The sequence below is a fragment of the Klebsiella sp. 2680 genome (assembly GCF_900198535.1).
GTDB lineage: Bacteria > Pseudomonadota > Gammaproteobacteria > Enterobacterales > Enterobacteriaceae > Klebsiella > Klebsiella indica.
In genome coordinates, this window is the sequence record NZ_FZNJ01000003.1 from 611,595 (window position 1) to 626,102 (window position 14,508).

Below are 14,508 nucleotides of genomic sequence, written 5' to 3' on the forward strand. Positions count from 1 at the left end.
ACTCCCGCCCCGGGAAAACAAAAAATACATATCTGGAACGGGGGAGCATAATGTGAATACGCCTCATACTGTTAACCCCATCTGATAGCACCTGCTACACTCCCTCAATGACTTCACGAAAAAGGCAGGTCAACATGTCAGAGAATAGCTACCAACCTCCTAAAGTATGGCAATGGAAGCAAAACAACGGCGGCACATTCGCCAATATCAACCGTCCCGTCTCCGGCGCCACGCATGACCAGGCGCTCCCCGTGGGCACACATCCTCTTCAGCTTTATTCGCTGGGGACGCCCAACGGCCAGAAAGTCACCATCATGCTGGAAGAGTTGCTGGCGTTAGGCATTAGCGGCGCGGAATATGACGCCTGGCTGATTCGCATCGGCGAAGGCGATCAGTTCTCCAGTGGTTTTGTCGACGTTAACCCTAACTCGAAAATCCCCGCCCTCCGGGACCACTCCACCACCCCGCCAACCCGCGTTTTTGAATCCGGCAACATCCTGCTCTACCTTGCGGAAAAGTTTGGTTTCTTCCTGCCGAAAGATCCGGCAGGCCGCACCGAAACCCTCAACTGGCTGTTCTGGCTGCAGGGCTCCGCCCCGTTCCTTGGCGGCGGATTCGGTCACTTTTTCAACTATGCGCCGGTAAAAATCGAATACGCGATCGATCGCTTTACGATGGAAGCCAAACGTCAACTTGACGTACTGGACAAGCAGCTCGCCCGTGGTCGTTTTGTCGCAGGGGAAGAGTACAGCATTGCCGATATGGCCATCTGGCCATGGTATGGCAACGTGGTGCTGGGGAATGTTTACAACGCCGCAGAATTCCTTGATACCAGCAGCTACAAAAACGTGCTGCGCTGGGCGCAGGATGTTGGCAATCGTCCGGCCGTTCAGCGTGGACGCATCGTTAACCGCACTTCCGGCCCGCTCAATGAGCAGCTCCACGAGCGCCATGCCGCCAGCGATTTCGAGACGCAAACTGAAGATAAGCGCCAGGCGTAGCCCCTTACCAGCCGGAGGCGTTTGCCTCCGGTTCTCAGCGTCCTGGCCGGTACTGGTATCCCGCCATAAAGTAGCGTACCGCGGTACACGAACTTCCCTCTCTAAAGAAGTCCATCACCATATCTTTGTCCAGACCATAACGACGAGTAAGTACCCCCGCTTCCCAGGCGCTAAGCTGACGGTCGCCGGTTTTTTCAAACATACGGTGTGAATAACCCAGAACAAATCCGCGTTTATAGTCAGAGCAAAAATTTTCCGCATATCTGGCGGAATCAGCATGTGACGCCTGCAGCCCTGCCATTAAGCCTTTACCAAAATGGTTTTCCATCGCACTCTCCTATCGATATATAAAAAATTATATAGCGATTTTTTGAGCAAGCGGTAGCGCTATTTCAGCCTCACGCGTTAGCGTAAATACTTCTCAAACCAGCCCAGCGTACGCTGCCAGGCCAGATCGGCGGCGGCCTGGTCGTAACGCGGCGTGGAGTCGTTATGAAAACCATGGTTAACGCCCTGATAAATATAAGCCTCATAGACTTTATTATGTTCTTTGAGCGCCTTTTCATAGGCCGGCCATCCTTCATTGATTACACGATCCAGACCGGCATAATGCAGCAACAGCGGCGCGTTGATTTTATCGACTTCATTCAGCGGCGGCTGGCGACCGTAAAACGGTACCGCGCAGGCCAGCTCTGGAATGGCCACCGCAGCCGCATTACAGACGCCGCCACCGTAGCAAAAGCCGGTAATGCCGACTTTTCCCGTCGCCTGCGGATGCTTCGCCATAAATGCCACTGCGGCAAAAAAATCATTCATCAGCTTCACAGGATCGACGTTCTGCTGTAGCGCTCGCCCTTCATCATCATTGCCCGGATAGCCGCCGACGGAGCTCAGTCCATCCGGCGCCAGCGCAATATAGCCCGCTTTCGCGACCCGCCGGGCAACATCTTCAATATAGGGATTGAGGCCGCGGTTCTCATGTACCACCACCACTGCAGGCGCTTTATCGGTTATTTTCGTCGGCGTCACCAGATATGCCCGCACGTCACCGTGACCGTCAGGAGAAGGATAGTGAATATATTCCGGACGGATATCCGGGTCGGTAAACGCCACCTGCTGCGCCAGAGCATAGTTAGGCTTTAGCAGATTAAACAGCGCCAGCGCGGTCATCCCGCCTACCGCGTATTTCCCGGCTAGCTGAATAAACTCGCGTTTGCTGATTTTGCCGTGGGCATAGTAGTCATAATACGCCAGCAACTCTTGCGGAAAATCGTTGGCCGTCAGTCGCGTCATCGCGTTTCCTCCATCATTAAGCACCCCTTTAAGCAAAGCAGAAGCCCGGACATGCGCCAGCGTTGCGAAGCAGAAACCAGGGAAAAGGCAGAAGAAAACCCGACGACCGAAAGGCGTCGGGAGCGCAAAGATCAGTATTTCACTTTGCTCAGACGATCGAGATAGCCCATCACAAAGGCCGACAGCACAAAGGTCAGGTGAATAATGACGTACCACATCAGTTTATTATCCGGGACATTTTGCGCATTCATAAAGACCCGCAGCAGATGAATGGAGGAGATCGCCACGATTGAAGCGGCAACCTTATTTTTCAGCGAAGTGGCATCCATTTTTCCCAGCCAGCTAAGCTTCTCTTTACCTTCGTTAATATCCAACTGTGAGACAAAATTTTCATAACCGGAAAACATCACCATGACCAGCAAACCGCCCACCAGGGTCATATCGACCAGCGATAGCAGGGTCAGAATCATATCCGACTCACTGACGCTAAAAATATGCGGCAGTATGTGGACGATCTCCTGAAAAAATTTGATTGTCAGTGCAATCAACCCAAGCGAAAGGCCAAAATAGACCGGTGCTAACAACCAGCGCGAGGCGTAGATAGCATTTTCCAGAAAGCGTTCCATAAAATCCCGTTAGTGAATGAAAACGGACGGCATTATATCGCAACAGAACAACGGTACAGCAACAGATTCCCCACAGAAGCAGGCCGGGAAAAACGAAAAAGGCTGGCACAAGGCCAGCCTGGGGAGGCGTACTGGAGGGGCGCTACTTCGCTTTTACGGTTTCTTCACCCACCAAACCGATCTTCAGATAACCGGCCTGATGCAGGATATCCATGACTTTCATCATCGTTTCGTAGTCCACGGTTTTATCCGCGCGGAAGAACACGGTAGTGTCTTTATCCCCTTCTGTCAGCGCATCCAGAGACGTTACCAGGCTCTCTTCGGTGATCGGATCGTTACCGAGGAACATCGTTTTATCGGCTTTCACCGACAGGTAAATCGGCTTTTCAGGACGCGGTTGCGGCTGACTTGACGAGGCCGGGAGATTAACTTTCACGTCAACGGTGGCCAGCGGCGCCGCCACCATAAAGATGATCAACAGCACCAGCATAACGTCAATAAACGGCGTCACGTTGATGTCATGCATTTCGCCGTTATCATCAAGGTTTTCGTTAAAATGCATCGCCATAAAGCATCAACCTACGCGAAGTTTCTGGGCGGTACGCACCGGTTTGACGCCGCTGGCGCTCAGGTCAAGATCGCGGCTTTGCAGCAGCAGCACCTGGGCGGCGACATCGCCAAGAGAGGCTTTATAGCTGGCAATCATACGCGCAAAAACGTTATAGATAACCACCGCCGGAATCGCGGCAAACAGGCCAATCGCCGTTGCCAGCAGCGCTTCCGCAATCCCCGGAGCGACAACCGCCAGGTTGGTGGTCTGGGTCTGCGCGATACCGATAAAGCTGTTCATGATCCCCCAGACGGTACCAAACAGGCCGACAAACGGGGAAATCGCGCCGATAGTCGCCAGATAACCGTTACCACGGCCCATATAACGCCCCACCGCCGCAACGCGGCGTTCCAGCCGGAAGCCGGTACGTTCTTTAATGCCTTCGTTATCTTCAGAACCCGCGGAGAGCTCCAGCTCGTTCTGCGCTTCATTGATCAGCTGCGAGGTCAGGCTTTTGGTCGGGAAAGCGTTAGCGATATCGCTGGCCTGGTCGAGAGAGCGCGCTTCAGCAACCTGTTGCTGTTCACGCTTCAGGCGGCGCTTGCTGGCGAGGATCTCTGCACCTTTGCCGAAAAAGATAGCCCATGTCACTACCGACGCCAGAATCAGGCCGATCATCACTATCTTAACAACAATGTCGGCATGGTGGTACATACCCCAAACGGAGAGATCCGCCTGCATCAAATTATTACCCACACTCTATCTCCAGGACGTAAATCACAAAATCTGAGCACAATAATATCAAAACGACATTGAATTGATAGTGGTTCTCATTAGTATTTACACTGTGCAGCAAATCAGATTTCTTTTCCTTGCGCTGACATAGTAAAACGCTGCTGACCCCGGGATTGGTAAAATTTTTACCTGTATCCTCCATTGCCCGGTACACAATCAGGTATTCATGTTAGTTTAGACGTCCAGATGTATAAAAATAGGTTGTCAGAACATGACTGATAAGCATCTTGATACTACGCTGGTTCACGCCGGACGCAGCAAAAAATATACTCAAGGTTCAGTAAATAGCGTCATTCAGCGGGCGTCATCGCTGGTTTTCGACACCGTCGAAGCGAAAAAGCACGCCACGCGCAATCGGGCCAAAGGCGAACTGTTTTACGGTCGCCGCGGTACCCTGACCCACTTTTCACTGCAGGAAGCCATGTGCGAACTGGAAGGCGGCGCCGGCTGTGCCCTCTTCCCCTGCGGCGCGGCGGCGGTCGCCAATACGATTCTGGCCTTTGTCGAACAGGGCGACCATATATTGATGACCAACACCGCCTACGAGCCCAGCCAGGATTTTTGCACCAAAATTCTCGCCAGGCTTGGCGTAACCACCAGTTGGTTCGACCCGCTGATCGGCGGTGATATCGCCCGTCTGGTGCAGCCCAATACCCGCGTGGTGTTTCTGGAATCTCCCGGCTCGATCACTATGGAAGTGCATGACGTACCGGCGATCGTCGCGGCGGTACGCAGTGTCGCCCCCGAAGCGATTATCATGATCGACAACACCTGGGCGGCGGGGGTGCTGTTTAAAGCGCTGGATTTCGGCGTTGATATCTCTATTCAGGCGGGTACCAAATACCTGATTGGCCATTCGGACGGAATGGTCGGTACCGCGGTTGCCAATGAACGCTGTTGGGATCAGTTGCGGGAAAACGCCTATCTGATGGGGCAAATGCTTGATGCCGATACCGCCTATATGACCAGCCGCGGCCTGCGCACCTTAGCCGTTCGCCTGCGTCAGCACCATGAAAGCAGCCTGTATATTGCCGAATGGCTGGCGCAGCACCCGCAGGTGGCGCGCGTCAATCACCCGGCTCTGCCTGGCAGCAAAGGCCATCAATTCTGGAAGCGTGATTTTACCGGTAGCAGCGGACTGTTCTCTTTCGTGCTCAATAAAAGACTGACTGACGACGAGCTCTCCGCCTATCTGGACCACTTCAGCTTATTCAGCATGGCCTACTCCTGGGGCGGCTTTGAATCGCTGATTTTAGCCAACCAGCCGGAACAAATCGCCGCGATCCGCCCGGATGCTGACGTTGATTTCACTGGTACGCTGATTCGCGTACATATCGGGTTAGAAAATGTTACCGATCTACGGGATGATTTAGCGGCGGGCTTTGCGCGTATCGTGTAAAGTGCATCGGGTGGCAACAATAGCGGACGTTTTTAAAAGAGGCGCCCGCTTTAGTTGCGCCCGGGATCAAGGTGCTCAGGCCTCTTCAGGAGTACACTAAATAAAAAATACGGTACCACTTAGGAAAGTCCATGGTTGTCATTCAAGAAATTGTCGCCGCACTGTGGCAGCATGATTTTGCCGCATTGGCAAATCCCCACGTTGTGGGTGTTGTATATCTGGTCATGTTCGCAACCCTGTTTTTAGAAAACGGCCTGCTACCGGCCTCGTTTCTGCCGGGCGATAGTCTGCTACTGCTGGCCGGCGCACTGATAGCCAAAGGCGTGATGGGCTTTGTACCTACTGTCGCTATTTTAACCGCGGCGGCCAGCCTCGGTTGCTGGCTGAGCTACGCTCAGGGGCGCTGGCTGGGAAATACCGTCACCGTTAAGCGCTGGCTCGGCCATCTGCCGCATAAGTACCATCAGCGGGCAACCTGCATGTTTGACAGGCACGGCCTGCTGGCGCTGCTTGCCGGGCGTTTCCTGGCATTCGTTCGGACGTTGTTGCCGACGATGGCCGGGATTTCTGGGTTACCTAACCGCCGTTTTCAGTTCTTTAACTGGCTGAGCGCACTGCTGTGGGTGTGTGTGGTCACCGGTCTGGGCTATGCGCTCAGCATGATTCCTTTCGTTAAGCGCCATGAAGATCAGGTCATGACCTGCCTGATGATTCTGCCCATTGCGCTGCTGATTGCCGGGTTGCTCGGCACGGTTATCGTGGTGCTCAAAAAGAAATACTGCAACGCCTGAAACGTGACCGGGACGGCATCACTTCGCCGCCCGGCGTGGCTCATCACATTCCCTGAATCGTCCTGATCCGCGCCGCGTCTTCTCCCGGCGTCATGCCGAAGTAACGCTTAAACTCGCGGCTAAACTGCGACGCGCTTTCATAACCGACCTGCATCGCTGCGGCGCTGGCCTTCATGCCATCGTGGATCATCAGCATGCGCGCTTTATGCAAACGGTAGGTTTTCAGATATTGCAGCGGAGAGGTGCTGGTGACCGACTTAAAGTTATGATGGAACGCCGAGACGCTCATATTGGCTTCCGCAGCCAGTTGGTCGACGCTCAGGTTTTCAGTGTACTGACTTTCAATTCGCTTGAGCACCCGGCTAATCAGGCTGAAGTGAGTCTGCCGGCTGACCAGCGCCAGCAGCGCACCGCCGCAGGGGCCGGTCAGCACGTGATAAAGGATTTCACGCACAATCTGTTTGCCAAGAATACGCGCGTCCAGCGGGCGTTCCATGACATCCAGCAGGCGCTCCGCCGCACACAAAATCTCTTCGGAGAGAACCGCCGAGTTGATCCCGCTCGACGCGATCGGTGGCTGAAACTGCTCATCTTCCCCAATATCCATCAGCAACTCCTGGAGTTGCAGAATATCGACATTGAGCCGAATCCCTGCCAACGGGACTTCCGGCGTAGCAAAGGTTTCGCACTCGAACGGTAGCGGCACCGTGAGCAACAGATATTCATTAGCGTCATACCGGAATGTCCGTTCGTTAATATAACCAATTTTATGCCCGGAAAAGAGAAAAACGATCCCCGGCTGGTACATTACCGGCGTACGCGTTCCCGGCTGCGTACCGTACAACAGGCGAATATCCGGTAGCACACCACTCTGTATTTCTTCTTTATCTTTCAGATTATTAACTTTTTCTGTTAATAGCTGACATATCTCGGCGCGATTCATTTTTCATGCTTCTCCGAACGTTTTTCGACCTCCGCATTGTGCGCATTTCCGCGGTATTTCTCCAGCCTGAAGGAGAAATGGGCAAGACAACGGCAGGAATGTGCATTGAGACGAATGCCCCAGGGGACCACAATGTCCGTCATCTGGCAGAGATATCGTCTCTGCTGGCAGTTCCATTCTATTTGAGGGCACCAGCCATGAATAATTTCGACCTACATACCCCAACCCGCATTTTGTTCGGTAAGGGCGCGATTGACAATCTGCGCGCTCAAATCCCGGCGGATGCGCGCGTGCTTGTCACCTATGGCGGCGGTAGCGTGAAAAAAACCGGCGTGCTTGATCAAGTACTGAGCGCACTGAGTGATATGGACGTCCTGGAATTTGGCGGTATCGAGCCGAATCCATCCTACGAAACGCTGATGAACGCAGTAAAAATAGCGCGCGAGGAAAAGATCACGTTTTTACTGGCGGTCGGCGGCGGTTCCGTTCTCGACGGGACTAAATTCATTGCCGCCGCGGCGCACTATGACCCCAGCATCGATCCATGGGAAATCCTCGAAACCTACGGTGGAAAAATTACCCGCGCCATTCCCATGGGATCGGTACTGACGCTCCCGGCGACCGGTTCCGAATCCAATAAAGGCGCGGTAATCTCACGCAAAACCACCGGTGACAAACGCGCGTTTATGTCCCCCTTTGTACAACCGCTCTTCGCTATTCTGGATCCGGTATACACCTATACCCTGCCGCCGCGCCAGGTCGCCAACGGCGTGGTTGACGCCTTTGTCCATACCGTTGAGCAGTACGTCACGTATCCGGTTGACGGCAAAATCCAGGACCGCTTCGCCGAAGGCATTCTGCTGACGCTGATTGAAGAGGGTCCGAAGGCGCTGAAAGAGCCGGAAAACTACGACGTGCGCGCCAACATTATGTGGGCCGCGACCCAGGCGCTGAACGGCCTGATCGGCGCCGGTGTGCCGCAGGACTGGGCAACGCATATGCTGGGACATGAACTGACCGCAATGCACGGGCTCGATCACGGCCAGACGCTGGCTATCGTCCTGCCCGCCCTGTGGCATGAAAAACGCGACGCGAAGCGTGCCAAACTGCTGCAATACGCTGCCCGCGTCTGGAACATTACCGAAGGTTCTGACGCGCAACGGATCGACGCGGCTATCGCGGCGACGCGCAACTTCTTCGAGCAAATGGGCGTCCCGACTCGCCTTTCCGCCTACGGTCTGGATGGTAGCACTATCCCGGCGCTACTGGCTAAACTGGAAGAGCACGGCATGATCCACCTGGGTGAAAACCAGGATATTACGCTGGACGTCAGCCGCCGGATTTACGAAGCGGCCCGCTAAAATCGCCCCCTCTTTGCCTGAATGCACGGAAAGAGGAGATGTTTAGCTACCGTTTTTAGCTATTTCGTCCAGACTTAATGCTACGCCTCAGCGGAATTTATTCCGCTGAGTTTCATTAACAGGAGGAAGGCATGACACATCCAACCGTTATAAAACTACACGACGGCAACCTGATGCCGCAGTTAGGGCTCGGCGTGTGGAAAGCAGACAACGAGGAAGTCGTCTCCGCCATTCATAAGGCGCTGGAAGTCGGTTATCGCTTATTTGACACCGCCGCCGTATACCAAAACGAAACTGGCGTCGGCAATGCGCTAAGCAACGCTGGCGTCGCCCGCGATGAACTGTTCGTTACCACCAAATTGTGGAATGACGATCAAAAGCATCCTCATGAAGCGCTACAGGAAAGTCTGAAAAAACTCAAACTCGACTACGTCGATTTATATTTAATTCACTGGCCGGTTCCGGCGACTAACCATTACGTTGATGCCTGGAAAAGTTTAATTGCCCTCCAGCAGCAGGGGCTGGCAAAAAGCATCGGCGTCTGTAATTTCCAGGTTCATCATTTGCAAAAGCTGATTGATGAAACCGGCGTCACTCCGGTGGTGAATCAGATTGAGCTTCATCCTCTGTTGCAACAGCGTCAGCTTCACGCCTGGAACGCGATGCATAAAATCCAGACCGAGTCCTGGAGCCCGCTGGCCCAGGGGGGCGAAGGGGTATTTGATCAGAAAATCATCCACCAACTGGCGGATAAATACGGCAAAACGCCGGCGCAAATCGTCATTCGCTGGCATCTCGACAACGGCCTGGTGGTGATCCCCAAATCCGTGACGCCATCGCGTATCGCTGAGAACTTTAATGTCTGGGACTTCCGTCTCGACAAAGATGAGCTGAGTGAAATCGCGAAACTGGATCAGAACAAGCGCCTGGGGCCGGACCCGGATCAGTTCGGCGGTTAGACCGTAAAAAAGCCGAATGGCGCGTCGTTTATCCGGCCGATGGCCGACGATTTTGTCAGCCAGGTAAACGACGCCCCGCCGGTAATGCCGCAGGGTTAACGACTGGTGGCCTTACCGCGTTTTATGGGCTTCGTCGCCATCGCCCCGCCGTTCGATCGCGGGTGTCCTGCCGACGTATGCTTCGTCAGCGCCGGGCGGGTATTGCGGTTCTGGCGCCGCGCTTCACGCATCTCATCCAGCGTCGGAGACGGCACCAGACAGTCGCGACGCGAACCAATCAGATGCTTCTTGCCCATGCTTTCCAGCGCCTGGCGGATCAGCGGCCAGTTGGCCGGATCGTGATAGCGCAGCAGCGCTTTGTGCAAACGGCGCTGCTTGTCACCCTTCGGCACCACCACGTCCTCACTCTTATAGCCAATTTTACCCAGCGGGTTCTTACCGGTGTAATACATGGTGGTCGAGTTCGCCAACGGCGACGGATAGAAGTTCTGCACCTGATCCAGACGGAAACGATGACGCTTCAGCCACAGCGCCAGATTCACCATATCTTCGTCACGCGTACCGGGGTGGGCGGAGATAAAATAGGGGATCAGATACTGCTCCTTCCCGGCCTGTTTAGAGTAAAGATCAAACAGCTCTTTAAAGCGGTCATAGCTGCCCATTCCCGGCTTCATCATCTTCGACAGCGGTCCCGCTTCGGTATGTTCAGGGGCAATCTTCAGATAACCGCCCACATGATGGGTCGCCAGCTCTTTAATATAGCGCGGATCTTCAACGGCGATGTCGTAACGAACCCCGGAGGCTATCAGGATCTTTTTGATGCCTTTCAGATCGCGTGCCCGGCGATAGAGATTAATCGTCGGCTCATGGTTGGTATCCATATGCGGGCAGATATCGGGATAAACGCATGACAGACGGCGGCAGGTTTGCTCGGCGCGCGGCGACTTGCAGCGCAACATATACATGTTGGCCGTCGGCCCGCCGAGATCGGAAATCACGCCGGTAAAACCGGGAACTGTGTCGCGAATGGCTTCGATTTCATTAATAATCGAATCTTCGGAACGGCTCTGAATAATACGTCCCTCATGCTCGGTAATCGAGCAGAAGGAACACCCGCCAAAGCAGCCGCGCATGATATTAATGGAGAAACGAATCATCTCATAAGCCGGAATCCGCGCATCACCGTATGCCGGATGCGGAACGCGCTGATACGGCAGCGCAAAGACGCTATCCATCTCTTCGGTAGAGAGCGGAATGGCAGGCGGATTAATCCAGATATAGCGTTCACCGTGTTTCTGCATCAGCGCGCGGGCGCAGCCGGGGTTCGTTTCATGGTGCAAAATACGCGATGCATGAGCATAGAGCACCTTGTCGCCTTTGACCTTCTCAAAGGATGGCAGCAGGACGTAGGTTTTCTCCCACGGTTTCGGCCGCGGCGGCTGCACGGTGACGCGCTTCGCTTCCTGTTTTGGCGGCGCAACGGTTTTGTTATCAGAACAAGGTAAATCTTCGCCGTAAGGATGCGGAATCGGGTCAATTTTCCCCGGCGTATCCAGACGCGTGGAATCCACCCCGCTCCAGCCCGGCAGCGCATCTTTGACCATAATGGCGGTGTTGCGCACGTCGCGGATATGCCCGATAGGCTCGCCAGCGGCCAGGCGGTGCGCCACTTCCACCAGCGGGCGTTCGCCGTTGCCGAACATCAGCATGTCCGCTTTCGAATCCACCAGCACCGAACGTCGTACAGTATCAGACCAGTAGTCATAATGCGCGGTACGGCGCAGGCTGGCTTCGATACCGCCGAGGATCACCGGCACATCCTTCCACGCCTCTTTACAGCGCTGGGTATATACCAGCGTCGCGCGATCCGGACGTTTTCCGGCAACGTTGCCCGCCGTATAGGCGTCGTCATGACGGAGCTTACGGTCGGCGGTGTAGCGGTTGATCATCGAATCCATGTTGCCAGCGGTTACGCCAAAAAACAGATTCGGTTTCCCCAGACGCATAAAATCGTTTTTAGTATTCCAGTCCGGCTGGGAAATAATCCCCACGCGAAAACCCTGAGATTCCAGCATACGCCCGCAAATCGCCATGCCGAAACTTGGATGATCGACGTAGGCATCGCCGGTCACCAGGATAATGTCGCAGCTATCCCAGCCAAGTTGATCCATCTCTTCTCGCGACATTGGCAAAAACGGCGCAGGGCCGAAGCAGGCAGCCCAGTACTGCGGCCAGGAAAAAAGGTCACGATCCGGTTGGATCAGGGATGTTGCGCTCATATGGCTTCCGGGAAAAATGATAAAAAAATAATCAAAAAGGGCGGCGATTATAAGCCGGAACGAGGAGAGAATGAAGGAGGTTTTTGCGCGCCCGGCCGGATGCGGCCGGGGCGAAATACATTACATTACGCTGCCGGGTTTACCAGAAGCTGGCCAATTGAGCCACGGTCAGCAAGCTCCAGCGTCTGACTTAAGTACTGGAACGGGAAGTGCGGCCATGAAGGCTGGGTATAGTACACTAAGAGTTCAACCTGCCCATCGATCCAGACGGTATCCTTCCAGCCGCGATCCTCCGGGAATGGCGCAGCGCCGTTGACGTTACGCACCTGGAACATCACGCCTTCAATATGGAACGACTGAGGCAGGTCGGCACGCACCGTCCAGCGCTCCCAGGTCCCCTGCTGCGCGGTAATATCAATCCGCCGCGGATCCCATAACTGCCCATTAATCCCCGGATCATCACCCAGGGTGATATCGCGGCTACGAATCGGTACGCCGGTCAAAATTTCCGTTGGCAGCAGACGCACCGGCAGACTATCCGTCACCAGCGGCAACAGCCCCGTCGGCCGCAAGGTCAGAATAAGCGTTGAAATCAGGATGCTCGATGGTTCGAAGAAGCCGCGAATACGATCGACAATACTGGCCGCTTCCCCACAGGTAATCGACACTTCCTCGCCGTCGGTCATATCGACGAGAATTTCCCGTCGCTCGCCGGGCGCCAGCGACAGCTGCTTCAGTGAGACAGGCGCCGGAAGCAACCCCTGATCGCCAGAGATCACGTGCAGCAGTCGACCATCGCTCATCTGTAGCTGGTAGCGACGAGAGTTGGAGGCATTCAATAAACGCAGACGCACCCAGCCGCGCGACACCTCAACGAACGGCCCCTGGACACCGTTCACCAGCAACGTATCGCCGACGAAGCCGCCGCTGCCGGGCTCGCTATATTCAGGCGTGCCGAAGTTATCCAGCCGCTTGTCCTGAATAATCACCGGGAAATCATCAACGCCGTAGTGGTTAGGGATCGGCAGGTTCTTACTCACTTCATCTTCCACCAGCCACATCCCGGCGAGGCCGTTATAGACCTGTCTGGCCATATGATTTGGCGTATTGGCCTGATACCACAGCGTCGCCGCGCTTTGCCGAATCGGCAGTACCGGGGCCCAGTCAGCATTCGGCGACATCATGCGCGCCGGGCCGCCGATCAACGGCCCGGGAACCTGCAAACCACGGACCGTCATCGCGACATTTTCAGTCAGACGGTTGCTGTATATCAGCTTCACATCGTCGCCATTCCAGACGCGAATGGTTGGCCCCATATAGCGGCCGTTGATGCCCCATACCGACGCGCGAGTGCCGGGAGTAAACGACCAGTGCGCGCGCTGCAGCGTCAAAAACAGCGGCTGACCACGACGGGATTCCAGCAGAGGAGGAATCGGTAGCGCAGGCTGCTGATCCGCAGCCTGTGCCTTCAGCGGCGCGGCGCCTGCGCACAGCGCTACGCCTGAAGCCTTAATAAACTGACGCCGACTGAGTGACATATTAACTCCATGAGATACTGACTAATTAACAAGGGAATTCGTTTCCCGCCAGCAATACGCGCGCGGCGTTTGCCGTGTTATATCTTTCCAGCTGCTTCACGCTCGGCAACTTCTTTGTCCAGATCAGCAATTTTGGCGGACATCAGTTCGCGACAGTGAGTCGCCAGCGCACGAACCCCCTCTTTCCCGTACTGGCTGGTATCCACCGGCGGCAGCATTTCCACAATAACCAGACCGTTATTCAGGCGATTGAGATTAATTTTATTCGATGTATTCGATACGCACACCGGAATAATCGGCACACCGGCCGCGATAGCCGCATGAAAAGCGCCGGTTTTAAAAGGCAGCAGGCCGCGACCACGGCTGCGGGTCCCTTCCGGAAACATCCAAAAAGAAATGTTGCGCTTTTTAAACGCGTTCACCACTTCCGCAATGGTGCCGTGCGCTTTCGCCCGATTATTACGGTCAATTAACAGGTTCCCCGTCAACCAGTATAACTGACCGAAAAAAGGGATCCACGCCAGGCTCTTTTTCCCCACCGTCACGGTCGGCGGCTGCACAATATTCGATGCCGTCACCATATCATAGTTATTCTGGTGGTTAGCGATATAGATGGCGTTGCCGTAGCTTTCCGCATCGGCTGGCTTGCGCAGTTCTACCTTCAGGCCGAAAACCGGTGATAATTTACCAAACAGACGACCAAAGGTGGCAACATGTTTAGGATTACGCGGACTGAACAAACAATAAATACAACCGAAGATACACACCAAAATACAATAGATAACAACGATTATTAGTCGAAAAATAAATAGCATAGCTACCTCTGAAGCCCAAACCGCTTAGAATTATACTCGCTGCCTGGCAAATTATTGACGCCATAGCTTAATTCAGGCCAGCACCGGTTCCCCGGAGGGACATTGTTAATCGCAATGCCTGAATAAACAACGATTTTGCGGTAAATATTCGCCTCCCC

Annotated in this window: 13 protein-coding genes and 1 pseudogene; 5 read left to right on the forward strand and 9 right to left on the reverse strand. The window is 54.5% G+C overall.

The genetic code is table 11. The features are described 5' to 3' along the window. Positions 1-134 precede the first annotated feature (134 nt). Complete coding sequence (gene yghU, locus FN037_RS16015; RefSeq protein ID WP_142502686.1) at positions 135-1,001, forward strand: glutathione-dependent disulfide-bond oxidoreductase; 867 nt, start codon at positions 135-137, stop codon at positions 999-1,001. Positions 1,002-1,035: 34 nt separating this feature from the next. Here yghU and FN037_RS16020 read toward each other — a convergent pair whose 3' ends face one another. The 5 genes from FN037_RS16020 to exbB form a co-directional block, all read right to left on the reverse strand. Then, complete coding sequence (locus tag FN037_RS16020) at positions 1,036-1,329, reverse strand: DUF2623 family protein (protein ID WP_138362534.1); 294 nt, start codon at positions 1,327-1,329, stop codon at positions 1,036-1,038. Between the two features lie 77 nt (positions 1,330-1,406). Further along, positions 1,407-2,294: a YghX family hydrolase gene (gene yghX, locus FN037_RS16025; protein WP_138362533.1), complete on the reverse strand. Its 888-nt coding sequence runs from the start codon at positions 2,292-2,294 to the stop codon at positions 1,407-1,409. 131 nt (positions 2,295-2,425) lie between these two features. After that, a complete protein-coding gene (locus FN037_RS16030) occupies positions 2,426-2,920 on the reverse strand; it encodes a TIGR00645 family protein (protein ID WP_138362532.1) in 495 nt (164 codons plus the stop codon). Positions 2,921-3,062: 142 nt separating this feature from the next. Continuing rightward, on the reverse strand, positions 3,063-3,488 hold the full coding sequence (gene exbD, locus FN037_RS16035; RefSeq protein ID WP_138362531.1) for a TonB system transport protein ExbD: 426 nt from the start codon (positions 3,486-3,488) through the stop codon (positions 3,063-3,065). Between the two features lie 6 nt (positions 3,489-3,494). Beyond that, complete coding sequence (gene exbB, locus FN037_RS16040) at positions 3,495-4,226, reverse strand: tol-pal system-associated acyl-CoA thioesterase (RefSeq protein WP_142502687.1); 732 nt, start codon at positions 4,224-4,226, stop codon at positions 3,495-3,497. A gap of 250 nt (positions 4,227-4,476) precedes the next feature. Between exbB and metC the strand changes: the two genes are divergently transcribed. Next, positions 4,477-5,664, forward strand: a complete 1,188-nt coding sequence (metC, locus tag FN037_RS16045; protein WP_138362529.1) for a cystathionine beta-lyase — start codon at positions 4,477-4,479, stop codon at positions 5,662-5,664. Positions 5,665-5,795: 131 nt separating this feature from the next. Beyond that, entirely contained in the window at positions 5,796-6,455 is a 660-nt protein-coding gene (gene yghB / locus FN037_RS16050; protein ID WP_138362528.1) for a DedA family general envelope maintenance protein YghB, read from the forward strand. A gap of 43 nt (positions 6,456-6,498) precedes the next feature. On the opposite strand, the gene FN037_RS16055 is transcribed toward yghB, so the two are convergent. Further along, positions 6,499-7,398: an AraC family transcriptional regulator gene (locus FN037_RS16055; protein ID WP_142502688.1), complete on the reverse strand. Its 900-nt coding sequence runs from the start codon at positions 7,396-7,398 to the stop codon at positions 6,499-6,501. 197 nt (positions 7,399-7,595) lie between these two features. Here FN037_RS16055 and yqhD point away from each other — a divergent pair, with 197 nt between their 5' ends. Both yqhD and dkgA read left to right on the forward strand, forming a co-directional pair. Next, positions 7,596-8,759 (forward strand): alcohol dehydrogenase, encoded by a 1,164-nt coding sequence (gene yqhD, locus FN037_RS16060; protein ID WP_142502689.1) that lies wholly within the window; start codon positions 7,596-7,598, stop codon positions 8,757-8,759. Positions 8,760-8,890: 131 nt separating this feature from the next. Then, positions 8,891-9,718 (forward strand): 2,5-didehydrogluconate reductase DkgA, encoded by an 828-nt coding sequence (gene dkgA / locus FN037_RS16065; protein WP_138362525.1) that lies wholly within the window; start codon positions 8,891-8,893, stop codon positions 9,716-9,718. 128 nt (positions 9,719-9,846) lie between these two features. On the opposite strand, the pseudogene FN037_RS16070 reads toward dkgA, so the two are convergent. The 3 genes and pseudogenes from FN037_RS16070 to plsC all read right to left on the reverse strand — a co-directional run. After that, positions 9,847-12,118 (reverse strand): annotated as a pseudogene (locus FN037_RS16070) (YgiQ family radical SAM protein); the annotation flags it as partial. Between the two features lie 4 nt (positions 12,119-12,122). Then, complete coding sequence (ftsP, locus tag FN037_RS16075; protein ID WP_142502691.1) at positions 12,123-13,535, reverse strand: cell division protein FtsP; 1,413 nt, start codon at positions 13,533-13,535, stop codon at positions 12,123-12,125. A gap of 77 nt (positions 13,536-13,612) precedes the next feature. After that, the gene (plsC, locus tag FN037_RS16080) at positions 13,613-14,350 is read right to left on the reverse strand and encodes a 1-acylglycerol-3-phosphate O-acyltransferase (protein ID WP_138362522.1); all 738 of its coding nucleotides are present in this window, start codon (positions 14,348-14,350) and stop codon (positions 13,613-13,615) included. Positions 14,351-14,508: the final 158 nt, after the last annotated feature.

What these genes read in the sequence shown, in the direction of transcription:
- plsC (WP_138362522.1), bottom strand. Translation starts at nt 14,350, where the DNA reads ATGCTATTTATTTTTCGACTAATAATCGTTGTTATCTATTGTATTTTG.
- dkgA (WP_138362525.1), top strand. Translation starts at nt 8,891, where the DNA reads ATGACACATCCAACCGTTATAAAACTACACGACGGCAACCTGATGCCG.
- yghX (WP_138362533.1), bottom strand. Translation starts at nt 2,294, where the DNA reads ATGACGCGACTGACGGCCAACGATTTTCCGCAAGAGTTGCTGGCGTAT.
- yghB (WP_138362528.1), top strand. Translation starts at nt 5,796, where the DNA reads ATGGTTGTCATTCAAGAAATTGTCGCCGCACTGTGGCAGCATGATTTT.
- yghU (WP_142502686.1), top strand. Translation starts at nt 135, where the DNA reads ATGTCAGAGAATAGCTACCAACCTCCTAAAGTATGGCAATGGAAGCAA.
- FN037_RS16030 (WP_138362532.1), bottom strand. Translation starts at nt 2,920, where the DNA reads ATGGAACGCTTTCTGGAAAATGCTATCTACGCCTCGCGCTGGTTGTTA.
- exbD (WP_138362531.1), bottom strand. Translation starts at nt 3,488, where the DNA reads ATGGCGATGCATTTTAACGAAAACCTTGATGATAACGGCGAAATGCAT.
- metC (WP_138362529.1), top strand. Translation starts at nt 4,477, where the DNA reads ATGACTGATAAGCATCTTGATACTACGCTGGTTCACGCCGGACGCAGC.
- FN037_RS16055 (WP_142502688.1), bottom strand. Translation starts at nt 7,398, where the DNA reads ATGAATCGCGCCGAGATATGTCAGCTATTAACAGAAAAAGTTAATAAT.
- ftsP (WP_142502691.1), bottom strand. Translation starts at nt 13,535, where the DNA reads ATGTCACTCAGTCGGCGTCAGTTTATTAAGGCTTCAGGCGTAGCGCTG.
- FN037_RS16020 (WP_138362534.1), bottom strand. Translation starts at nt 1,329, where the DNA reads ATGGAAAACCATTTTGGTAAAGGCTTAATGGCAGGGCTGCAGGCGTCA.
- yqhD (WP_142502689.1), top strand. Translation starts at nt 7,596, where the DNA reads ATGAATAATTTCGACCTACATACCCCAACCCGCATTTTGTTCGGTAAG.